Here is an 18159-nt window from a genome sequence, read left to right as displayed (position 1 = left end):
GTCTCAGCACGGACACCGTTTCGCTTTTTTTGCCCCCGTTGCGCAAGCTTGGCATAAACGCAAAGACGTCATTCGGCCCAAATTGGTGCAAGGATGCCACAGTCGAATTCAACGGATCGTGCGGTTCGCGCGAGTCGATCATAAAAGAATAGGGTTGTTGCTGTACGGGTCCTTGTCTAGGAGTATCACTCGACAGAGCAAAACAAGTGACACGGGACCTTCCAACGATGCGCCGTATTACGATTCCAGGTTTGATCATGGTAACGGCTGCCTTATCAGCCTGCGGAGGGCCACCGCCTGGCGATGCAAGTGTGTTGACCGCTGATGGCAGCTCGACAGAGGAACGCGAACTGAATGACCCGAATCGTTCGACGATCTGGGACGTATTCGGCCCGAACACCTCAGAGCAGGTCACTCAGGTAAATCGCTATCTGTGGGCCGCATCGCTGGATGTACTGAATTTCTTGCCGATCCAAGAGGTCGATCCGTTTACCGGAGTGATCGTAACGGGTTATGGCACACCGCCCGGCGGCGGGCGTTCCTATCGCGCGACAGTTCACATCAGTGATCCCGCTTTGGAAGCGCGTTCTTTGTCCGTAGCTCTTCAGACCAGTGGCGGTTCTCCGGTCAGCGCTGCAACGTCGCGCGCCGTCGAAGATGCGATCCTGTCTCGCGCGCGTCAGCTACGCATTGCGGACAACAAGTTCTAGAAACCCGACAAAAATCACACTATTACCACGCCGGGTTCCTACCCGGCGTTTTCATTCACGAAGGACCGCATGATGTCGCGCTACTCGGCCAACGAAATCGAAGCAAAATGGCAGGAGGCCTGGGACAAGGCCGGAATCTTCACCGCCAATCACAAGGCGAACAAGCCGAAATACTATGTGCTTGAGATGTTCCCCTACCCGTCTGGCCGTATCCACATGGGGCATGTACGCAACTACACGATGGGTGATGTGATCGCCCGCCACAAGCTCGCAACCGGTCATAACGTGCTGCACCCGATGGGCTGGGACGCGTTCGGGATGCCTGCGGAAAACGCCGCAATGGCCAGTGGTGGCCACCCCAAAGATTGGACCTACGGCAATATCGCCGACATGCGCGGACAGATGAAGCCGCTGGGCCTGTCGATCGACTGGTCTCGTGAATTCGCCACCTGTGATCCGGAATACTACGGCCAGCAGCAGGCTTTGTTCCTGGATATGCTCGAGGCCGGTCTGGTCTATCGCAAGAACGCCGTGGTGAACTGGGACCCGGTCGATATGACCGTTTTGGCCAATGAACAGGTAGAAAACGGCCGTGGCTGGCGTTCAGGCGCCTTGGTTGAGCGTCGCGAGTTGACTCAGTGGTTTTTCAAGATTTCCGATTATTCCGAGGAACTGCTCGACGCGCTGGATACGCTGGATAACTGGCCCGCCAAGGTACGCCTGATGCAAGAGAACTGGATCGGCAAGTCCCGTGGCCTGCAATTCGGGTTCGAACGCACCGATGGAGGTGAGCCGATCACCGTCTACACGACACGGCCCGATACGCTGATGGGCGCGTCGTTTGTTGGCATCTCGCCCGATCATCCGATTGCCAAGCAGCTTGAGGCAGAAAACCCGAAAGTCGCTGAATTCGTTGCCGAATGCCGCAAGGGCGGCACCACCGAAGAGGCGATCGAAACCGCCGAAAAGCTGGGTTATGACACCGGCATACGTGTAAAACATCCACTCGACCCCAGCTGGGAGCTGCCGGTCTGGATCGCCAACTTTATCCTGATGGACTATGGCACCGGCGCCATCTTTGCCTGCCCAGCTCATGATCAACGCGACCTCGATTTCTGTCGCAAATACGGCCTGCCTGTGGTCGATACATTCTTTGCACTGGATGATGACACTCCAGTCGACAAAATCGCGTTTGTTCCACCGAAAACCGAAAAAGTCCGCTGGGTGAATCATTTTGCGGGTCTCACCGAGGCAACGGGTGACGAGGCCATCAATGCCACCGTTGATTTCGCCGAAAAGGCCGGTTGGGGTGAAGGTGTTACCAAATACCGCCTGCGCGATTGGGGGCTCAGCCGCCAACGCTATTGGGGCTGCCCGATTCCTGTTGTGCATTGTGATCAATGCGGCACGGTCTCCGAGAAGAAAGATAATCTGCCGATCGAGCTGCCTTATGATGATGGCAACGGCAAACCCATAGATTTTTCGATCCCCGGCAACCCGCTGGACCGCCACCCCAGCTGGCGCGACACCCCTTGCCCTTCCTGCGGCGCTCCAGCCAAGCGGGAAACTGACACGATGGACACGTTTGTCGATTCGTCGTGGTACTTCGCCCGTTTCACCGCTCCACGCGCGGAAACGCCCACCGATCTTGCCGAAGCCGAGTATTGGATGAATGTCGACCAATATATCGGTGGGATTGAGCATGCGATTCTGCACCTGCTCTATTCGCGCTTCTTCGCGCGGGCGATGAACATCACTGGTCATTTGCCGAAGAAAGCGATTGAGCCGTTCAACGCGCTGTTCACTCAAGGCATGGTGACTCATGAAATTTATCAAACACGCGACGCCAACGGTCGCCCGGTCTATCACCTGCCCGAAGACGTGACCGACGGCAAGCTGACCGACGGCACCGAGGTTGAAATCATCCCCTCAGCCAAAATGTCCAAGTCGAAAAAGAACGTCGTCGATCCGGTCAGCATCATCTCGGCCTTTGGTGCGGATACTGCGCGCTGGTTTGTTCTATCCGACTCCCCACCTGAGCGCGACGTGGAATGGACCGCGTCGGGCGCCGAAGCCGCGTTCAAACATCTCAGCCGCGTGCACCGCATCGCCGCAGAAATCGCAGAATCGGACTTGCCGGCCACAGCAGATGACGAAACGCTGCTACGTGAGATGCACAAAGCCATTCATGACGTATCGGGCGGGGTCGAATCCTTTGGCTTTAACGCATCTATCGCAAAGCTTTATGCATTCACTAACACGCTTGCCAAATCCAAAGCGGGCTCTGCAGTCAAGCGCGAGGCAGCCAAGACACTAGCGCAGCTGATGTCGCCGATGACGCCACACTTGTCCGAAGAACTTTGGCAGATGCTGGGCGGCGAAGGCCTGGTTGCAACCGCGCCTTGGCCCATCGCGGATGAGACGATGCTGATCGATGACACCATAACCCTGCCGATTCAGATCAACGGCAAGCGTCGGGCCGAGATCAGCGTAGCCAAAGATCTGGATAAAGCAGAGGTTGAAAAAATCGCCCTCAGCACCGAAGCTGTGCAAAAGGCGCTGGATGGCGCTGCACCGAAGAAAGTGATCGTTGTTCCGGGCCGGATCGTTAATGTCGTCGTTTGATCGTAGAACCCTGTTATTGATGCCGCTGGCGCTCGCCGCTTGCGGGTTCGAGCCGGTTTATGCGCCCGGAGGATCAGGCTCGGCCTTGGATGGCAAGGTCGAGGTGTCCGCACCAAATACGGTCGAAAGCTTTCTGCTGGTCCAAAACCTGGAACGTAAATTAGGTCGAAGCGCGACCTCGGGCAACGAATACAAGCTGGATGTCGGGGTATCGACGGTCACCCGCAGGGCCTCGATTACCACAGCGAATGAAACTAATCGCTATACGATCGACGGGAATGCGACTTACGCGCTGAAATCCAATGCGACCGGGCAAATCATCGCCTCGGGCAACGTTACCGAATTTGTCGGTTATTCTGCTGCGGGCTCAACTGTGTCGACGCTGGCCGATGAGCGTGATGCGACCGAGCGGCTGATGGTGATTCTAGCCGATCAGATCGTGAACCGCCTTTACGCCACGCCGGGCCTGTCCACATGAAGTTGAGCCCGCGTGAGGCTGAAGGGTATTTTTCCAAGCCGGACGCGGACAAAGCCGGATTGCTGATCTACGGGGCGGACGCGATGCGCGTTGCGTTGAAGCGTCAACAGGTGCTGGCGGCTTTGCTGGGACCTGGCGCCGAAGAGGAAATGCGCCTGACCCGCATTCCCGGAAGCGATCTACGCAGCGATCCGGCCCTGTTGCTGGACGCGGTCAAGGCTGTCGGATTTTTCCCCGGTCCCCGCGCGGTGTTTGTTGAAGACGCCACCGATGTCGCAGCGCCTGCGATTCTCACAGCCCTTGAAGACTGGGATCATGGCGATGCACAGATCATCGTGACGGCCGGGCAGCTCAAACCCAGCTCGAAAATCCGTAAAGCATTCGAAGCGAACCCTGCCGCATACGCTGTTGGCATCTACGATGACCCGCCCTCGCGTGCCGAGGTGGAGCGCATTCTGGCGCAAGCCGGATTGAAGAATATTCCGCACGATTCGATGTCGGCGCTTAGCGAACTTGCAATGGCGCTCAGCCCTGGTGATTTCACTCAATCAGTTGAGAAACTGTCGCTTTACAAACGCGGTGACGCCGGTGAACTGACGATTGAAGACATTGAAGCCTGTGCGCCGCGGTCGACCGAGGCGGCGCTGGATGATGTATTGAACGTCGTTGCCGAGGGCCGGGCACAGGAAATCGGCCCCCTGATCCGACGCCTGCAGGCGCAGGGCACCAACGGGGTCACCTTGTGTATTGGGGCGACGCGGCATTTCCGAACGCTCTATGCCTGCGCATCCGACCCTGGAGGCGCGGCGCAGGGAATCGGCAAGCTGCGCCCTCCGGTCTATGGCAAACGACGTGACCGGATCCTGAGGCAAGCTCAGGGATGGGGGGCGCCCAAGCTGCAGACCGCTTTAACCGTCCTTACAGATACGGACCTATCCTTGCGCTCGGCAGGTCAAACCGCACCTGCAATGGCACTGGTAGAGCGTGCCATGATCCGTCTGGCGATGCTGGCCCGATCGGGTTAAGGCCTAGCGCGCCAACCACGTTGCCGCCGACTGACCGGCCCAACGTCCCGTCGCCAGACAGGCGGTCAGAAGATAACCACCGGTTGGGGCTTCCCAATCCAGCATCTCGCCCGCGCAAAAAACGCCCGGACATGCAGTCAGCATCAAACCGCTGTCCACGGCACCCGATGCTACCCCGCCAGCGGTCGAAATCGCCTCATCCATCGGACGTAGTCCAGCGTAACGGATGGGCAGGTTTTTCAGCGCACCGATCCATTGCGTTTGCTTCAATGCGCGGCCCTTAGTCATTTCGTGGAACAAAGCGATCTTTTGCGGAGACAGACGCAGACCATTCTTCAACCAATGCGAAAGCGTTGCCTTTGATTTCTTCGCGTCCAATCGCGCCTGCATCCCTTCAACCGTCACATCCGGGACCAGATCAACAAACAGCGGCGCCCCCGTCCGCAGCGCAGGGGTCAGGGCATACATACCGCCACCTTCCAGGCCTTTTGCGGAAATAGTGGCCTCACCACGGCTATCCAGATCGCCCGCCATCCACCGCACCGATTTGAGCGCCGCGCCAAAATGTGGCTGCATATAGGGGCTCCAATCGACTGACAGAGCGGCGTTAGCCGGTGCAAACGGTGTTAGATCAACTCCGCTGTCCGCAAGCCATTGGGCCCAAGCCCCATCCGAACCCAACCGCGCCCAGCTGGCACCCCCTAATGCCAAAACCGTCGCGCCGGGCGAGCAAAACTGCATGCCATCTGGCGTCTCAAAAACCAACGCGCCACCTTGCCATCCCTGCCAGCGCCAGCGTGTCCTGATCTGAACACCGGCCTGATCCAATCTGGCCAGCCAGGCCCGCAGCAAGGGTGAGGCCTTCATGACTTTCGGAAACACCCGCCCGGTGGAGCCCGTGAACATCTCTTGCCCAAGATCACCGGCCCAAGCCTTCACCGCCTGTGCGTCAAACGCTTGTATCATCGGATGCAACCAATCCTTTGCATCCCCGTATGCGCCCATAAGCATGTCAAAAGGCTCATCCTTGGTCAGGTTCAGGCCGGACTTCCCCGCCATCAGGAATTTACGCGCGACAGACGGCATGGCTTCGGCCACTACAACCTCGTGCCCGGCGGCGGCAAGCTGTTCGGCGGCCATTAGCCCCGCTGGCCCTGCTCCGATGACCATGGTTTGCGCCATTGTGTCCCTCTTGCCCTGTACACGCATCAGCGCGAAGTTAGGTCATGGCAAATTCCGATCCGATCTGCCCGCTCTGCAACCGTCCGATCCCCGAAGGTGGTGGAAGCCTGCACCATCTGATCCCAAAGCTTAAGGGAGGCAAGGGCGGGCCCACCGTTTTGTTGCATCAGATATGCCACAAAGAGGTCCACGCGACGTTGACCGAGTCCGAACTGGCGCGCGACTTCCACACTGTCGATGCGCTCCGCACCCACCCGAGGCTTGAGAAGTTCCTGATTTGGGTGCGCAAACGCCCACCGGGGTTTCGCTCAAAAGTGCCGGGCAAACGGCGCAGACGTTGATCAGGCCGGAAGCCAGGGATCACCGAATGCATCCTTTTTCGGGTCGGTCAGCCCTTCAACCTCGATCCCAAGATAATCCGGCACCGGTGCAAACCGAGCATTCGGAATATGCTGGTATTCCAACGTGGTATATGGGCGTTTCCACAGCCATTCGCGATTTTCAACCGCCCAGAGATTGGGGTTGGGAGGCTCCTCTGCGGTGAACGCGTAGAAATGCAGATCGAACCCGTGAGGTTCGACATCCTGCAGAGACAGCAATGACATTCCCATGGATCGGCAGAACGCATCTTCGGCAGCAATATCGCCAGTTCGCAGGGTGATCTGGCCGATACAGGCCTTGGCGAAGGGTGCGTCTGGGCTTGTAGCATCAACCGGTCGGTTGCCCTCGAAATCCTGCTGCAACAGCTCGATGGCAAAACCTTCGAGGTCATTCAGATGGCACATATAGCCGATATCCAGAAACTGCCGCGGCGCGCTGACCAGGATGCCCTTCTGGCGCAGGTGTTCTGCAGCAAGATCAACATCCGGCAGCGTGATCCCGATCTTCCAATACCGTTGCCCCGGGTCATGGCGGTAGCCCCCGCCGCCCGGCATAAGCAACAGATCGGCATCCTGACCCGGATACCCAAGACCACGATTGGCGCCTTCAACCCTGACAGACATGCCAAGCACATCACGATAAAACGCTGCCAACGCATCCGGGTCCGCCACCCGCAATCGGAGCGCGGCCAACCTCATGGGCACAATCCGGCTATGCCCGCAGCAACCGACGGATCTGCGGACAGGCTGTCGGCTACAAGTTCTTGTGCAGTTGGTATCAAATGTTCGGGCTCAACCACCCGATCAACCAGCCCAAAGCTATAAGCTTCTTCTGCAGAAATCTTCTGTCCCGCCATCAGTATGAGTCGGGTTCTGGCCGGACCGATCAACTCTGCCATCCGCTTGGGATCCGAGGGCTGCGGCAAGAATCCCAGCTTCATGACCGGGTAAAAGAACTTGGCCGAGGGCACTGCGATACGCAGGTCACAGGCCAGCACCATACCGTTGGCTCCACCGGCCAAAGTGCCGTTGAGTGCGGCCACCGTCAGACAGGGCAAGGCGGCAATGGCACCCGACAACCTCTCCCAAAGATCGGAGGTCGCAAGGCCCGCCCGCGCTTCTTCAAGATCGGCGCCCGCACTGAAGACCCGGCCCGCCCCCGTCAGGATCAATGCACGTGCCTCGGTCGCCGCCTCTGCGATGCGTACCAATTCGCTAAGCATCGCTGAGGTCAGCGCATTGGCCTTATCCGGATTGTTCAACCTGACGGTCCACAACCCATCATCCTGTGTCAGTTCGATCACGTCAGCCCGACCCTTTTTCGGATGTCTTCGTTGCGCAGCGATATCTCGGTCCCCAAGAACTCATCCGCATCTGCCGAGCACATCCACATCAACGCCCGCGCGGGCCAGTCTGCGGGGATGTGATCGTCCCAATCCAGCTGACTTACTGGATTGATTCCGCTGGCCTTGATCACCCGCTGCATATCTGTGGCCACAGTTCCCGGGGACAGGCCCATTGCGCGAATACCGTGATGCGCCTCTTCCAGATGCAGGCATTCGGTCAGCATCTTGGCCCCGGCTTTTGATGCGCAATAGTGGCTCCAGGCTTCGACCGGGTTCGACGCGGCACCGGACGAGACTGTCAGAACGGTCCCGCCGCCTGCTGCCCGCATGATGGGCAGGACGGCACGCATTCCATAAAAGACACCCTTCAAGTTGATGTCGATTGCTTGGCTCCAGGCCCGGGTGTCGGCATTCGAAAGATGAAAGATCGGATCAATGACGCCCGCGTTCCCGATTAGCACATCCAGCTTGCCGAACCGGTCGATGCAATCGGCAACTGTCTGTTCGACCTGGGAAAAATCGCTGACGTCGCAGGCCAGCGCCATTGCATTTTCACCCAATGCCGCAGCCAGAGCGTCAATCTGATCGCGGCTGCGTGCGACCAAGGCCACATTGGCCCCAGCTGCGGCAAAAACGCGCCCGGCTTCCGCTCCAATGCCTCGGCTTGCCCCTGTGATCAGAACCGTTTTCCCTTGCATATGCATCGTTTAAATCCCTGCATTTGAAATTGTCTTAACTCGTACCCTGCAAATGGGGAATTGGTCCACCCCTTCCCCCTTGACGCTGGCCGCTACAGGCACGACCATGCCGGCAAATTGATCAAGAAGGGTTCTCTTATGACTGTTTTCCTTCGCCGTAGCTGCGGTGCAGCTTTGGCCTATGCTGTTGCAACCAACGGCGCGTTTGCAGATGTTACCGCCAATGATGTCTGGGCCGATTGGCAGGCTTATCTGGGCGGCATGGGCTATGACGTCACTGGCGATCAGAGCGTTTCCGGCAACGTCACCACCATCGCGAACATGACGATGGCCATGGCCATTCCGGACACCGAAGGCACCTTCGACATGGTCATCCCCGAGATGACGTTGACCGAAAATGGCGACGGTACAGTCAATATCGGCTTTCCTGCCAGCTTCCCGATGACAATTTCGGGTGAAGCCGAGGGCGAGACATTTTCGGCTGATCTGATGTACGCTCACGACGCCTTGGAAATGGTCGTTTCGGGTACCCCCGAAAACATGACATATGACTATACGGCGAACAGCCTGACTCTGTCGATGGACTCGATGGAGTTTGATGGCGAAACCGTATCCAGCGACATGTTTGCCTTGAACGTTCAGATGGACGAAATCGCAGGCACATCGCAGATGCAGATCGGCGAGATGCGCGATATCGCGCAGCAGTTCACGGCCAGCAGCCTGTCCTATGATGTGGCCTTCAACGAGCCCGAAAGTGAAGACACGGGCCGGATCAGCGGTAAATTAGATGGTTTGAAATTTGATGGCGATACAATCATCCCACCCGGTATGGATGTCGCCAACATTGAAGACATCTACAAGGCCGGATTTGCCGCTTCAGGTACATTCACGTACGCCGCGGGCAGCACCGAAATGGCAGGCACTGCCGAGGGTGAGCCATTCTCGCTCAGCAGCAGTTCCGAAGGAGGCAGCTTTACCGGCAGCATCGATGCACAACGCCTTGTCTACGATCTTGCGCAGAACAGCACCAAACTAGCCGTCACCACGTCGGATCTGCCTTTTCCAATCGAAATCGCGATGGCAAATGCAGGGCTGAAATTCGAGCTTCCGGTGCAGGCCTCGGAAGAAATCCAGCCATTTGGATTTGGCATGAACCTGACGGATTTCACCATGTCCGACGTGTTGTGGAGCATGTTCGACCCTGCTAGTGCGCTGCCGCGCGATCCGGCGACCATCGCGTTGGATGCAACCGGCACCGCCAAAGTTCTGGTCGATTTCATGGACCCGGAAGCCGTCGAAGAGCTTGAGACATCTGATATCGTTCCGGGCGAGCTGCATTCGCTGAAGATCAACAAGCTTCTCGTATCATTAGTCGGAGCCCAATTGAGCGGTGATGGCGACTTTGCGTTCGACAACTCCAACACGGAAGAGTTTGATGGCCTGCCTGCCCCGTCGGGTGTCGCCAACTTGAAACTTGTTGGGGCCAACGCTCTGCTGGACAAGCTGATCGGCATGGGCTTTGTGTCGGAAAACGACGCGCTGGGCGCGCGTATGATGATGGGTCTGATGGCTGTTCCGGGCGAAGAACCGGACACGTTGAACTCGAAAATCGAGTTTACCGAGGATGGACAGATCCTGGCGAACGGTCAGCGTATCAAGTGACAAACAAATCGGGAAAGGCCGCTGTGCTGGCCTTTCCCGCCCGAGGCACATAAAGCCAGTGGGCTGCAGGCCTTGCGGGACAGACTATCCGAGGCTAGGTCCAGAACAACAAGACCGGAGGCCTCATGACGCGAACACCTCAAACAATCAGTGAAGAGCTGCTGAATGCAGCCCGCAAGGCAGGCGCCGAGGCAGCGGATGCCATAGTAATTGATGGCTCATCCGTTTCTGTGGAAGTACGTAGTGGCGCATTGGAACATGCCGAACGCTCGGAGGCGACCGATCTAGGGCTGCGGGTCTTCCTTGGCAAACAGCAGGCAATCGTATCCAGTTCGGATAGTCGCCCCGATACGCTTACCGCGATGGCCGAGCGCGCCGTGGCCATGGCACGGGAAGCGCCCGAAGATCCGTTCACCGGCTTGGCCGCGCCTGACCAATTGGTCGCCGACTGTAATTTCGACGCGCTGGAGCTGTTTGACCCAGCCCCTGAACCCAGCGCTGAAGCTCTGATGCAGGATGCGCTGGCGGCAGAGGCAGCAGCGCTGGACGTTGCGGGAGTCTCACAGGTGTCCGACGCTGCGGCCGCCTATGGTACCCACCGGGTCCATCTTGCCGCAACAAACGGCTTTTCGGATGGCTACATGCGCAGCAGCCGTTCAACCTCATGCGTCGCCATTTCCGGCGAAGGGACGGGAATGGAGCGTGACTATGACGGTGACAGCCGGACTTTTCAGTCTGACCTGCGCAGCCCCGCCGAGATTGGTCGCACGGCTGGTGAACGTGCGGTTCAGATCGTGGGAGCACGCAAGCCCCAGACCGGCAGTTTTCCGGTGGTGTTCGACGAACGGATTTCATCATCCCTGATCGGCCATCTGCTGGCCGCCAGCAATGGCGCGGCGATAGCCCGCGGGGCCTCGTGGCTGAAGGAAAGCCTTGGGCAACAGGTTCTACCGGCACATTTGTCTTTGATTGAAGACCCGCATCGCCCGCGCATTTCAGGCTCGCGCCCGTTCGATGCCGAAGGGCTGGCAACACGGCGCAGGGCGATCGTTGAAGATGGCGTTCTGACCGGTTGGACGTTAGACCTGTCCAGCGCCCGCAAATTGGGAATGACCTCGACCGGCAACGCAGCGCGCGGCGTGTCCGGGCCGCCGTCGCCTAGCAACTGGAACCTGAGCCTGACGCAAGGCGAGAAGACCCGCGCAGAGTTGTTGCGCGACATGGGTACCGGGCTTTTGGTCACTTCGATGATCGGATCGACCATCAATCCGAATACCGGCGACTATTCACGCGGCGCTTCGGGATTTTGGGTTGAGAACGGAGAGATCACCCATCCCGTCAACGAGTGTACCATCGCTGGCAATCTTCGCGACATGCTGATGCGAATCATTCCGGCAAACGATGCGCGGCCTTACCTATCGCGCGTTGTACCCTCGCTGTTGATCGAAGGGATGACACTTGCCGGCAACTGACCTGCCCCTGCTGATCGACGCTGCGCTTGAGGCCGGAAAGATCGCCACGCGCTATTCGGGTCCTGATGCCCAGCGCTGGGATAAACCCGAAGGCGCAGGCCCGGTGACCGAGGCCGATCTGGCCGTCAACGCGATGCTAGAACGTGATCTGCAGGCGGCCCGCCCGGATTATGGCTGGCTGAGCGAAGAAACCGAGGATTCACCCGATCGTCTGGCCCGTGATCGGGTCTTCGTCATCGATCCCATCGACGGCACCCGCAGTTTTGCCGAGGGGTCGCGCACATGGGCCCATTCGCTGGCCGTAACCGAGAACGGTGAGGTCACGGCAGCCGTCATCTACCTGCCCTTACGTGATCTGCTGTATGCGGCTGCAAAAGGGCAAGGTGCAACGTTGAATGGCACTGCCATCCAAGTGTCAGGGCAAGCGCACCTGCCCGAAGCCGAGATTTTGGCGGCAAAACCCAATCTAGATCCGCGCCACTGGCAATCCGGTGCTGCACCTGACTTTCGCCGTGTATACCGCCCGTCTCTGGCCTATCGGATGGCGCTGGTTGCGCAGGGACGGTTTGACGGGATGCTGACGTTGCGACCCAGTTGGGAATGGGATATCGCCGCCGGAGATCTGATCCTGCGCGAGGCAGGCGGGCTCTGTACCGATCGTTTGGGGCAACCTCTGCGCTTCAACAATACCCACCCGCGCCTGAACGGCGTGGTGGCGGCAGGTTCAGCGGTGCATTCGGACCTTCAGACCCGACTTAACCCGAATGGGGCCGGAATTCCGGCATGAGCAAGCCGCGATCTCTGAGCCTTGCGGCCTATCGAGTCCTGTCCTGGGGCGTCCCGCAAAGCACGGGTCACCCCGAGATTGCGCGCCCGGAAGGTGAACTTCTGTGGGTCCATGTCAGTACACCCGATCGGTTGCGGGCCGTCGACAATATTTGCCGTCGGCTGCTGTCTGTGCGACCAGAACTTTCGCTGTTGCTGACCGCCCCACCCGATGTTGATCTGAAGGACTGGGAAGATTGCGATACCCCGATCACAATGCTGCCCGCCGAGCATACCGGCGCGGCGCGCACGTTCTTGGATCACTGGCGCCCTGATATGGGGCTGTGGTTTGGCGGTGGGCTGATGCCCAATGTCATAACACGCGCACAGGAGCGGGGCATTCCGCTAATTTTGCTTGAGGCTGTGGTCGACGTGAAAACCGCAAGGGGTGGACGTTGGCTACCTGATATCACGCGATACACGCTGGATTGCTTTACAGCGATACTTGCGCCCAATGATGACAGCGCACGCCAAATCCGACGCCTGGGAGTGAACTCGGCAAAAATCTCGGTCGCGCCACCACTTCATATCAGCCCCAACCCAGAGCCCTGGCCCGAAGATGAATTGATCGAGACCACTCACACAATGGCCGGGCGCCCAGTTTGGCTGGCCGCATGGGTTCAGGACAAGGAATTCATCTCGGTTCTGACGGCCCATCGTCAGGCCTTGCGGATGCTGCCACGTCTGGCTTTGGTCCTGCATGTGGCGGATATGTCCGAGGCATCGCCCCTGTTTAAACGCCTCGAAGCGATGGACCTTCGATGCGCCAACTGGGATGAAGGCCATCCAATCGAAGACACCACACAAGTGATTCTAACAGCCGAGCCCGAGGATCTGGGCCTTTGGCATCGTGTATCCGCAGTTACCTTCATGGGAAGTTCACTGGAACGCGGGGCGCGGGGGCACGACCCTCTGACCGCAGTCGCCTTGGGATCTGCGGTAATCCATGGGCCTCATGTCAGCAAGCATCGCAGTCTCTATGACAGATTGGGGCAGGCAAAAGCCGCGTTGAAGATACGAACCGCAACAGAGTTGGGCGATGGCGTTGTCGAATTGTTGGCACCTGACCGCACAGCAGACATGGCATTGGCCGGATGGCGGATTGTCACCGAAGGGGCTCCACAGGCGGACCAACTGATCGATATGGTACAGGATACACTGGACCGGCGAGGGCGTGACGATGCGGGCACCTGACTTCTGGAACTCAGCCCCTGATCGGTTGGATCTGCGCGCCAGGCTGTTGGCGCCACTTGGTCGCCTCTATGCCGCTGCAACCGCCCGTCGCGTGGCGAGCGGGCAAGGCATCTCGCCGGGCGTACCGGTTATCTGCGTTGGAAACCTGAATGCCGGTGGCACAGGGAAGACACCGACGGTGATCTGGGTTTTGGAATATTTGAGGGATACCTGGCATCAACCTCATGTCGTGACCAAAGGCCATGGTGGCTCGCTGGAAGGCCCGGTGCAGGTCGACCCGCGCAAACACACAGCGGCTCAGGTCGGGGACGAACCCCTGTTGCTCGCCGCGTTTGCCGAGGTCTGGGTCGCCAAAGATCGTGCAGCGGGCGCGCAGGCAGCCGCAGCGGCAGGGGCAACCGCGATCGTGCTGGACGACGGTTTTCAGAACCCCGCAGTTGCCAAGGATTTTTCCATCATCGTGGTGGATGCGCAGCGCGGATTTGGCAATGGCCTTTGCCTTCCTGCTGGTCCACTGCGAGAGCCTGTGGCCGTTGGATTGAAACGTGCCGATCTCGTGTTGTCGCTAGGGGACGCCGCAGCGCAGTCAACATTTTCAGAAAGATGGGAACCTGCCCTGACGGTCCCACACGCCACCGGCGAGGTGTGTCCGCTCCAAACCGGAATGGACTGGAACAATACACCCGTTCTGGCCTTTGCGGGCATAGGCTATCCGGACAAGTTCTTTGGAACTCTGCGACAGCAAGGCGCTAAACTGCTGCGGGCCGAGGCACTGGATGATCACCAACCACTGACTTCAGCGCTGATGACGCGGCTTGAGAACGAGGCCAAAGCACTGGGCGCGCAACTGGTGACAACCGAGAAAGACGCCGTGCGCCTGCCCGCCACATTCCGCAGCAAAGTTCTGACCCTACCGGTTCGGTTGCAAATCAATCAGGATGACAAAGTCAAAGAGTTGTTGGCGAAGGCCGCGCCTTCACCTTAGGCAGATGGCCAGCCCAAAACAGGCTGACCATTCAGGATTTAGCTGCCAAGCTCGGCTTCGATCAGCGTCTTGAAGTCGTCATAAGGCTGATTTTCAACCTTCTTCCCATTCACGACGAAAGTAGGCGTCGCCTGAATTCCATCGCGTTCGGCATTTTCCTGATACCAGGCCACCAGTGTCTGCGCGCGGGTACCGTCCTGCAGGCAAGCCTCAAGCTGATCATTGTCTATGCCAGCGAGACGCCCGATCTTGCGCAGTTCATCAACGATCTCGGCAGGACCTCCGGCCCGAGTCCATTCCGACTGGCCTTCATACAGCAGGTCGGTGATGCCAAAGAACTTTTCAGGTCCTGCACAGCGCGCGACCATCGAGGCCCACAGGCCATAGCGGTCGAAATACACCTCACGGTAAGTGAACTTTACCTTGCCGGTATCGATGAAGTCCTTTTTGAGCTGCTTGTACGTGCCCTGATGGAAATTCGCGCAATGCGGGCAGGTGTACGATGCATATTCGATGATCTCGACTGGCGCGTCTTCGGCCCCCTGCACCATCTCGACGATGGTCGAGGTGTCCAAATCCGCCTCTTGCGCCTCAGCAGCACCAACAAGCGGGTTCGAAGGGATCGTGTTACTCGACGTTGTCAGCCAATAGCCGCCAGCGGCCACGGCGACAGCCGCACATATTACGGTTGCAATCCGGCTCATTCATCAGCCCTTTCTTAGCGTTTCTGTCTGGATAAAACGTTGCGGCCCAAACGTTCAAGGGCCGCGCGCAAATCTTCATCATCAACGGCGCGCGACACATTGTCGGCCTCAGCTGCGATTTCTGGTGAAACAACCGGTTTCGTCTGTTTCGGTTTGTGATCGAAACTCGCCTGCCCCTCAGCAAATCCGGTAGGCGCGGTCTGGGTGATACGCACCCGATTGATCGCGTTGTAACCATAGACCGCATTCACTTTGTCGCGCAGCTGTTCTTTCTGCATCTCTAGCATTGGCGCCTGCGGCCCGGTTGTCAGCACCGTCAGTGTCGCGCCAAAGCCACCCTTGGCGTATCCCACATTCACCGGCCGGGCGATCGACGCGATGTCCTGGCCCACAATCTCGGCCCAATGGGTCAAAAGGCGCGAGACGGCAAATCCCCGGCTTTCCCCGGCCTGCCTGATCCGGTCGTTCAGCAAAGTGGCGGTGCGCTTGAACCCGCGGGTCGAGGAACGTCTGCGTTGCATCTGGTTTCCAACTCCTGCGTCGCTATTGTAATAGGCTGATACCCGGACGCCAGCGAAACCCGACAGAGAGTTACATAAAACTTGCGTGACTGCACCGAATCTGACCTGAGCAATACGCTGCTGGATTGGTACGACCGCCACGCACGTGAAATGCCTTGGCGTATCGGCCCGGCAGCGCGTGCCGCAGGCGTAGCACCAGACCCCTACCGCGTCTGGCTATCCGAAGTGATGCTGCAACAAACGACCGTTGCCGCCGTTCGCGACTATTTTGTTCGTTTCACCACGCGCTGGCCAACCGTCGAGGCCCTTGCCAATGCGCAAGATGATCAAGTCATGGGGGAATGGGCTGGCCTGGGCTACTACGCCCGCGCCCGCAATCTTCTGAAATGCGCGCGGGTGGTTGCGTCCGCGCATGACGGGCAATTCCCGGACAGCTACGACGCGTTACTGAAACTGCCGGGCGTTGGCCCCTACACGGCGGCGGCCATCGCAGCCATCGCATTTGATCGGCCCGAAACTGTCCTGGACGGCAATGTCGAACGGGTCATAGCAAGGCTCTATGATATTCACGAACCCCTGCCCGCCTCAAAACCCCTGTTAAAGAAAAAAGCCGCGGCATTGACCCCGCAGCACCGGCCTGGAGATTACGCGCAGGCTGTCATGGATTTGGGTGCAACTATCTGTACTCCAAAATCTCCGACTTGCGGTATTTGCCCCCTGCATGCGGCCTGTCTGGCGCGGAAGGCGAGGACGCAGGTGGAACTGCCGCAAAAAACGCCCAGGAAACCCAAACCCACCCGGCTGGGCCACATCTACATCGCCCAACGCGGCGATGGTGCCCTGCTGTTGGAACGCCGCCCCGATAAGGGCCTGCTGGGCGGAATGTTGGGCTGGCCCGGCTCGGACTGGTCCGAAACACCGCTGGAAAGCCCTCCGTTCCCGGCGCGATGGCACGAAATCCCCGGTGAAGTGAGACACACCTTCACCCACTTTCACCTGATCCTGCGTATTTGGACAACCGAATTGCCAGACGGTTGCAATCCGAACGGTCTGACAGTCATGGACAAACACCAATTCAGGCCCAGCGATCTGCCCACGGTTATGCGCAAGGCTTTTGACCTCTGGCGCGGCCAATAGACCGCTGGGCAAAGCCCAGTGCGCGGTCTACGGTGCCGCCAACGTTTCGGAGCCTCAACATGATCGCATCTGACACCCTGTCCCGATGGCAATCCGCCCTTCCCTTTTGGGTCTCATACCTCCTGATCCCACTGATCTGGATGACCACTACGGCAGGCGGATGGTGGGTCCTGCTGGTACCGCTTTCGACATGGTGGGTCTTTGCGGTGCTAGACCGGCTGACCGGCCTAAACCTTGAAAACGCCGACCCGGATACGCCAGATGCGGGGCTGCAATGGTATATCTGGCTGACCAAAGCCTGGGCGCCGGTGCAATTCCTCACGCTCTATGGGCTGATCTGGTACACTACCCGAGCCGTAAATATGAGCTCGGTCGAAAAAATCGGCGTGTTCTTCGGCATGGGCGTCCTTTCCGGAACGATCGGGATCAACTACAGCCACGAGCTGATGCATCAGAAAGGCAAACTGGAACGCTGGCTTGGCGATTTACTGTTGTCGATGGTCCTTTATTCCCATTTCCGGTCCGAGCACCTGCTGGTTCACCACCGCTACGTCGGAACCCCGCGTGATCCGGTAACCGCTCGCTACAACGAAGGTTTCCACCGGTTCTATCCGCGCGTTCTGCGCCAAAGCCTGATTTCAGCTTTCCGGGCTGAGCGGGAAAAACTGGCCCGCAAAGACCGCCCGTGGACCGACCCGGCAAACCCGTTCTGGCGCTATTGGAGCCTGCAAGGAGCCATGCTGCTGCTAGCATTTCTGATCGGCGGATGGGCAGGGCTAGGCCTGTTTTTGGTACAGGCCGGCACCGCGATCTGGCAGCTTGAACTTGTTAACTATGTCGAGCACTACGGGCTGACGCGCAAATATCTGGGCGATGGCAAATATGAGCATGTGCACCCGCGCCATTCCTGGAACGCGTCACAAAAGGCCTCGAATTGGTTGTTGATAAACTTGCAACGCCACTCGGACCACCACTACAAGCCAAACCGGCGCTTTCCATTGCTGCAACACCATACGCAGGACGCAGCGCCGCAACTGCCTCATGGATATCCGGTCATGACCCTTGCCGCGATGATCCCGCCCTTGTGGCGGCGTATCATGAATCCGAGGGTCCGCGCTTGGCGGCGTCAATACTATCCCGAAATCACCAACTGGAAGCCTTACAACAAAGCGCACAACCCTGCCCCTCGCACCTGACTGCAGCGCGCACCAGCGC

General features: G+C 58.7%; 18 protein-coding genes. 12 read left to right on the top strand and 6 right to left on the bottom strand.

All coding sequences use genetic code 11. From position 1 onward, the window contains the following. Positions 1-227 precede the first annotated feature (227 nt). The 4 genes from ACR0AY_RS16860 (at position 228) to holA (ending at position 4838) form a co-directional block, all read left to right on the top strand. Positions 228-710, top strand: coding sequence for a DUF3576 domain-containing protein (locus ACR0AY_RS16860; RefSeq protein WP_170398884.1), 483 nt, complete (start codon positions 228-230; stop codon positions 708-710). Positions 711-782: 72 nt separating this feature from the next. Then, positions 783-3335: a leucine--tRNA ligase gene (leuS, locus tag ACR0AY_RS16855; RefSeq protein ID WP_170514837.1), complete on the top strand. Its 2553-nt coding sequence runs from the start codon at positions 783-785 to the stop codon at positions 3333-3335. Continuing rightward, a complete protein-coding gene (gene lptE, locus ACR0AY_RS16850; RefSeq protein ID WP_170398890.1) occupies positions 3322-3813 on the top strand; it encodes an LPS assembly lipoprotein LptE in 492 nt (163 codons plus the stop codon). Before leuS ends, lptE begins: the two co-directional genes overlap by 14 nt. Next, positions 3810-4838 carry a DNA polymerase III subunit delta gene (gene holA / locus ACR0AY_RS16845; RefSeq protein WP_170514840.1) on the top strand — a complete coding sequence of 343 codons (1029 nt, stop codon included), beginning with the start codon at positions 3810-3812 and terminating at the stop codon, positions 4836-4838. Before lptE ends, holA begins: the two co-directional genes overlap by 4 nt. 3 nt (positions 4839-4841) lie before the next feature. Here holA and ACR0AY_RS16840 read toward each other — a convergent pair whose 3' ends face one another. Beyond that, positions 4842-6020, bottom strand: a complete 1179-nt coding sequence (locus tag ACR0AY_RS16840; protein ID WP_170514842.1) for a TIGR03862 family flavoprotein — start codon at positions 6018-6020, stop codon at positions 4842-4844. Between the two features lie 44 nt (positions 6021-6064). Here ACR0AY_RS16840 and ACR0AY_RS16835 point away from each other — a divergent pair, with 44 nt between their 5' ends. Next, entirely contained in the window at positions 6065-6361 is a 297-nt protein-coding gene (locus tag ACR0AY_RS16835; protein ID WP_170514846.1) for an HNH endonuclease, read from the top strand. Here the strand turns inward: ACR0AY_RS16835 and ACR0AY_RS16830 are convergent, their stop codons facing one another. From ACR0AY_RS16830 to ACR0AY_RS16820, 3 genes are read right to left on the bottom strand one after another with little or no spacing between them, the layout of a single operon-like run. Continuing rightward, positions 6362-7099, bottom strand: a complete 738-nt coding sequence (locus ACR0AY_RS16830; protein WP_480454443.1) for a VOC family protein — start codon at positions 7097-7099, stop codon at positions 6362-6364. Further along, on the bottom strand, positions 7096-7704 hold the full coding sequence (locus ACR0AY_RS16825) for an enoyl-CoA hydratase/isomerase family protein (RefSeq protein WP_480454442.1): 609 nt from the start codon (positions 7702-7704) through the stop codon (positions 7096-7098). Before ACR0AY_RS16825 ends, ACR0AY_RS16830 begins: the two co-directional genes overlap by 4 nt. Then, complete coding sequence (locus tag ACR0AY_RS16820) at positions 7701-8450, bottom strand: SDR family oxidoreductase (RefSeq protein ID WP_170398908.1); 750 nt, start codon at positions 8448-8450, stop codon at positions 7701-7703. Before ACR0AY_RS16820 ends, ACR0AY_RS16825 begins: the two co-directional genes overlap by 4 nt. Before the next feature lie 132 nt (positions 8451-8582). Between ACR0AY_RS16820 and ACR0AY_RS16815 the strand changes: the two genes are divergently transcribed. The 5 genes from ACR0AY_RS16815 (at position 8583) to lpxK (ending at position 14582) form a co-directional block, all read left to right on the top strand. After that, positions 8583-10106 carry a DUF2125 domain-containing protein gene (locus tag ACR0AY_RS16815; protein WP_170663251.1) on the top strand — a complete coding sequence of 508 codons (1524 nt, stop codon included), beginning with the start codon at positions 8583-8585 and terminating at the stop codon, positions 10104-10106. Between the two features lie 125 nt (positions 10107-10231). Further along, entirely contained in the window at positions 10232-11578 is a 1347-nt protein-coding gene (locus tag ACR0AY_RS16810) for a TldD/PmbA family protein (RefSeq protein ID WP_170398913.1), read from the top strand. Further along, positions 11565-12365 (top strand): 3'(2'),5'-bisphosphate nucleotidase CysQ, encoded by an 801-nt coding sequence (locus ACR0AY_RS16805; RefSeq protein ID WP_170406723.1) that lies wholly within the window; start codon positions 11565-11567, stop codon positions 12363-12365. Before ACR0AY_RS16810 ends, ACR0AY_RS16805 begins: the two co-directional genes overlap by 14 nt. Then, a complete protein-coding gene (locus tag ACR0AY_RS16800; RefSeq protein WP_170425876.1) occupies positions 12362-13597 on the top strand; it encodes a glycosyltransferase N-terminal domain-containing protein in 1236 nt (411 codons plus the stop codon). Before ACR0AY_RS16805 ends, ACR0AY_RS16800 begins: the two co-directional genes overlap by 4 nt. Then, a complete protein-coding gene (gene lpxK, locus ACR0AY_RS16795; RefSeq protein ID WP_170398923.1) occupies positions 13584-14582 on the top strand; it encodes a tetraacyldisaccharide 4'-kinase in 999 nt (332 codons plus the stop codon). The genes ACR0AY_RS16800 and lpxK overlap by 14 nt, the downstream gene beginning before the upstream one ends. A 38-nt stretch (positions 14583-14620) precedes the next feature. Here lpxK and ACR0AY_RS16790 read toward each other — a convergent pair whose 3' ends face one another. Beyond that, complete coding sequence (locus ACR0AY_RS16790; protein WP_480454440.1) at positions 14621-15286, bottom strand: DsbA family protein; 666 nt, start codon at positions 15284-15286, stop codon at positions 14621-14623. Positions 15287-15300: 14 nt separating this feature from the next. Further along, a complete protein-coding gene (locus tag ACR0AY_RS16785; RefSeq protein WP_170398930.1) occupies positions 15301-15807 on the bottom strand; it encodes a DUF721 domain-containing protein in 507 nt (168 codons plus the stop codon). Between the two features lie 81 nt (positions 15808-15888). On the opposite strand from ACR0AY_RS16785, the gene mutY reads away from it, so the two are divergent. Together mutY and ACR0AY_RS16775 are read left to right on the top strand one after the other, a co-directional pair. Then, entirely contained in the window at positions 15889-16944 is a 1056-nt protein-coding gene (mutY, locus tag ACR0AY_RS16780) for an A/G-specific adenine glycosylase (protein WP_480438894.1), read from the top strand. Positions 16945-17003: 59 nt separating this feature from the next. After that, entirely contained in the window at positions 17004-18140 is a 1137-nt protein-coding gene (locus ACR0AY_RS16775; protein WP_170514857.1) for an alkane 1-monooxygenase, read from the top strand. Positions 18141-18159: the final 19 nt, after the last annotated feature.

Source organism: Ruegeria sp. A5 (assembly GCF_056543005.1).
Note: the sequence above shows the minus strand (reverse complement) of the source record. Positions and strands in the feature narration are given on the sequence as shown.

Bases quoted from the DNA above. Each gene is read 5' to 3' on its own strand.
- ACR0AY_RS16775 (WP_170514857.1), top strand. From the start codon at position 17,004: ATGATCGCATCTGACACCCTGTCCCGATGGCAATCCGCCCTTCCCTTT.
- ACR0AY_RS16800 (WP_170425876.1), top strand. From the start codon at position 12,362: ATGAGCAAGCCGCGATCTCTGAGCCTTGCGGCCTATCGAGTCCTGTCC.
- ACR0AY_RS16840 (WP_170514842.1), bottom strand. From the start codon at position 6,020: ATGGCGCAAACCATGGTCATCGGAGCAGGGCCAGCGGGGCTAATGGCC.
- ACR0AY_RS16790 (WP_480454440.1), bottom strand. From the start codon at position 15,286: ATGAGCCGGATTGCAACCGTAATATGTGCGGCTGTCGCCGTGGCCGCT.
- ACR0AY_RS16835 (WP_170514846.1), top strand. From the start codon at position 6,065: ATGGCAAATTCCGATCCGATCTGCCCGCTCTGCAACCGTCCGATCCCC.
- lpxK (WP_170398923.1), top strand. From the start codon at position 13,584: ATGCGGGCACCTGACTTCTGGAACTCAGCCCCTGATCGGTTGGATCTG.
- ACR0AY_RS16810 (WP_170398913.1), top strand. From the start codon at position 10,232: ATGACGCGAACACCTCAAACAATCAGTGAAGAGCTGCTGAATGCAGCC.
- ACR0AY_RS16830 (WP_480454443.1), bottom strand. From the start codon at position 7,099: ATGAGGTTGGCCGCGCTCCGATTGCGGGTGGCGGACCCGGATGCGTTG.
- ACR0AY_RS16820 (WP_170398908.1), bottom strand. From the start codon at position 8,450: ATGCATATGCAAGGGAAAACGGTTCTGATCACAGGGGCAAGCCGAGGC.
- ACR0AY_RS16860 (WP_170398884.1), top strand. From the start codon at position 228: ATGCGCCGTATTACGATTCCAGGTTTGATCATGGTAACGGCTGCCTTA.
- ACR0AY_RS16815 (WP_170663251.1), top strand. From the start codon at position 8,583: ATGACTGTTTTCCTTCGCCGTAGCTGCGGTGCAGCTTTGGCCTATGCT.
- ACR0AY_RS16785 (WP_170398930.1), bottom strand. From the start codon at position 15,807: ATGCAACGCAGACGTTCCTCGACCCGCGGGTTCAAGCGCACCGCCACT.
- leuS (WP_170514837.1), top strand. From the start codon at position 783: ATGTCGCGCTACTCGGCCAACGAAATCGAAGCAAAATGGCAGGAGGCC.
- lptE (WP_170398890.1), top strand. From the start codon at position 3,322: ATGTCGTCGTTTGATCGTAGAACCCTGTTATTGATGCCGCTGGCGCTC.
- holA (WP_170514840.1), top strand. From the start codon at position 3,810: ATGAAGTTGAGCCCGCGTGAGGCTGAAGGGTATTTTTCCAAGCCGGAC.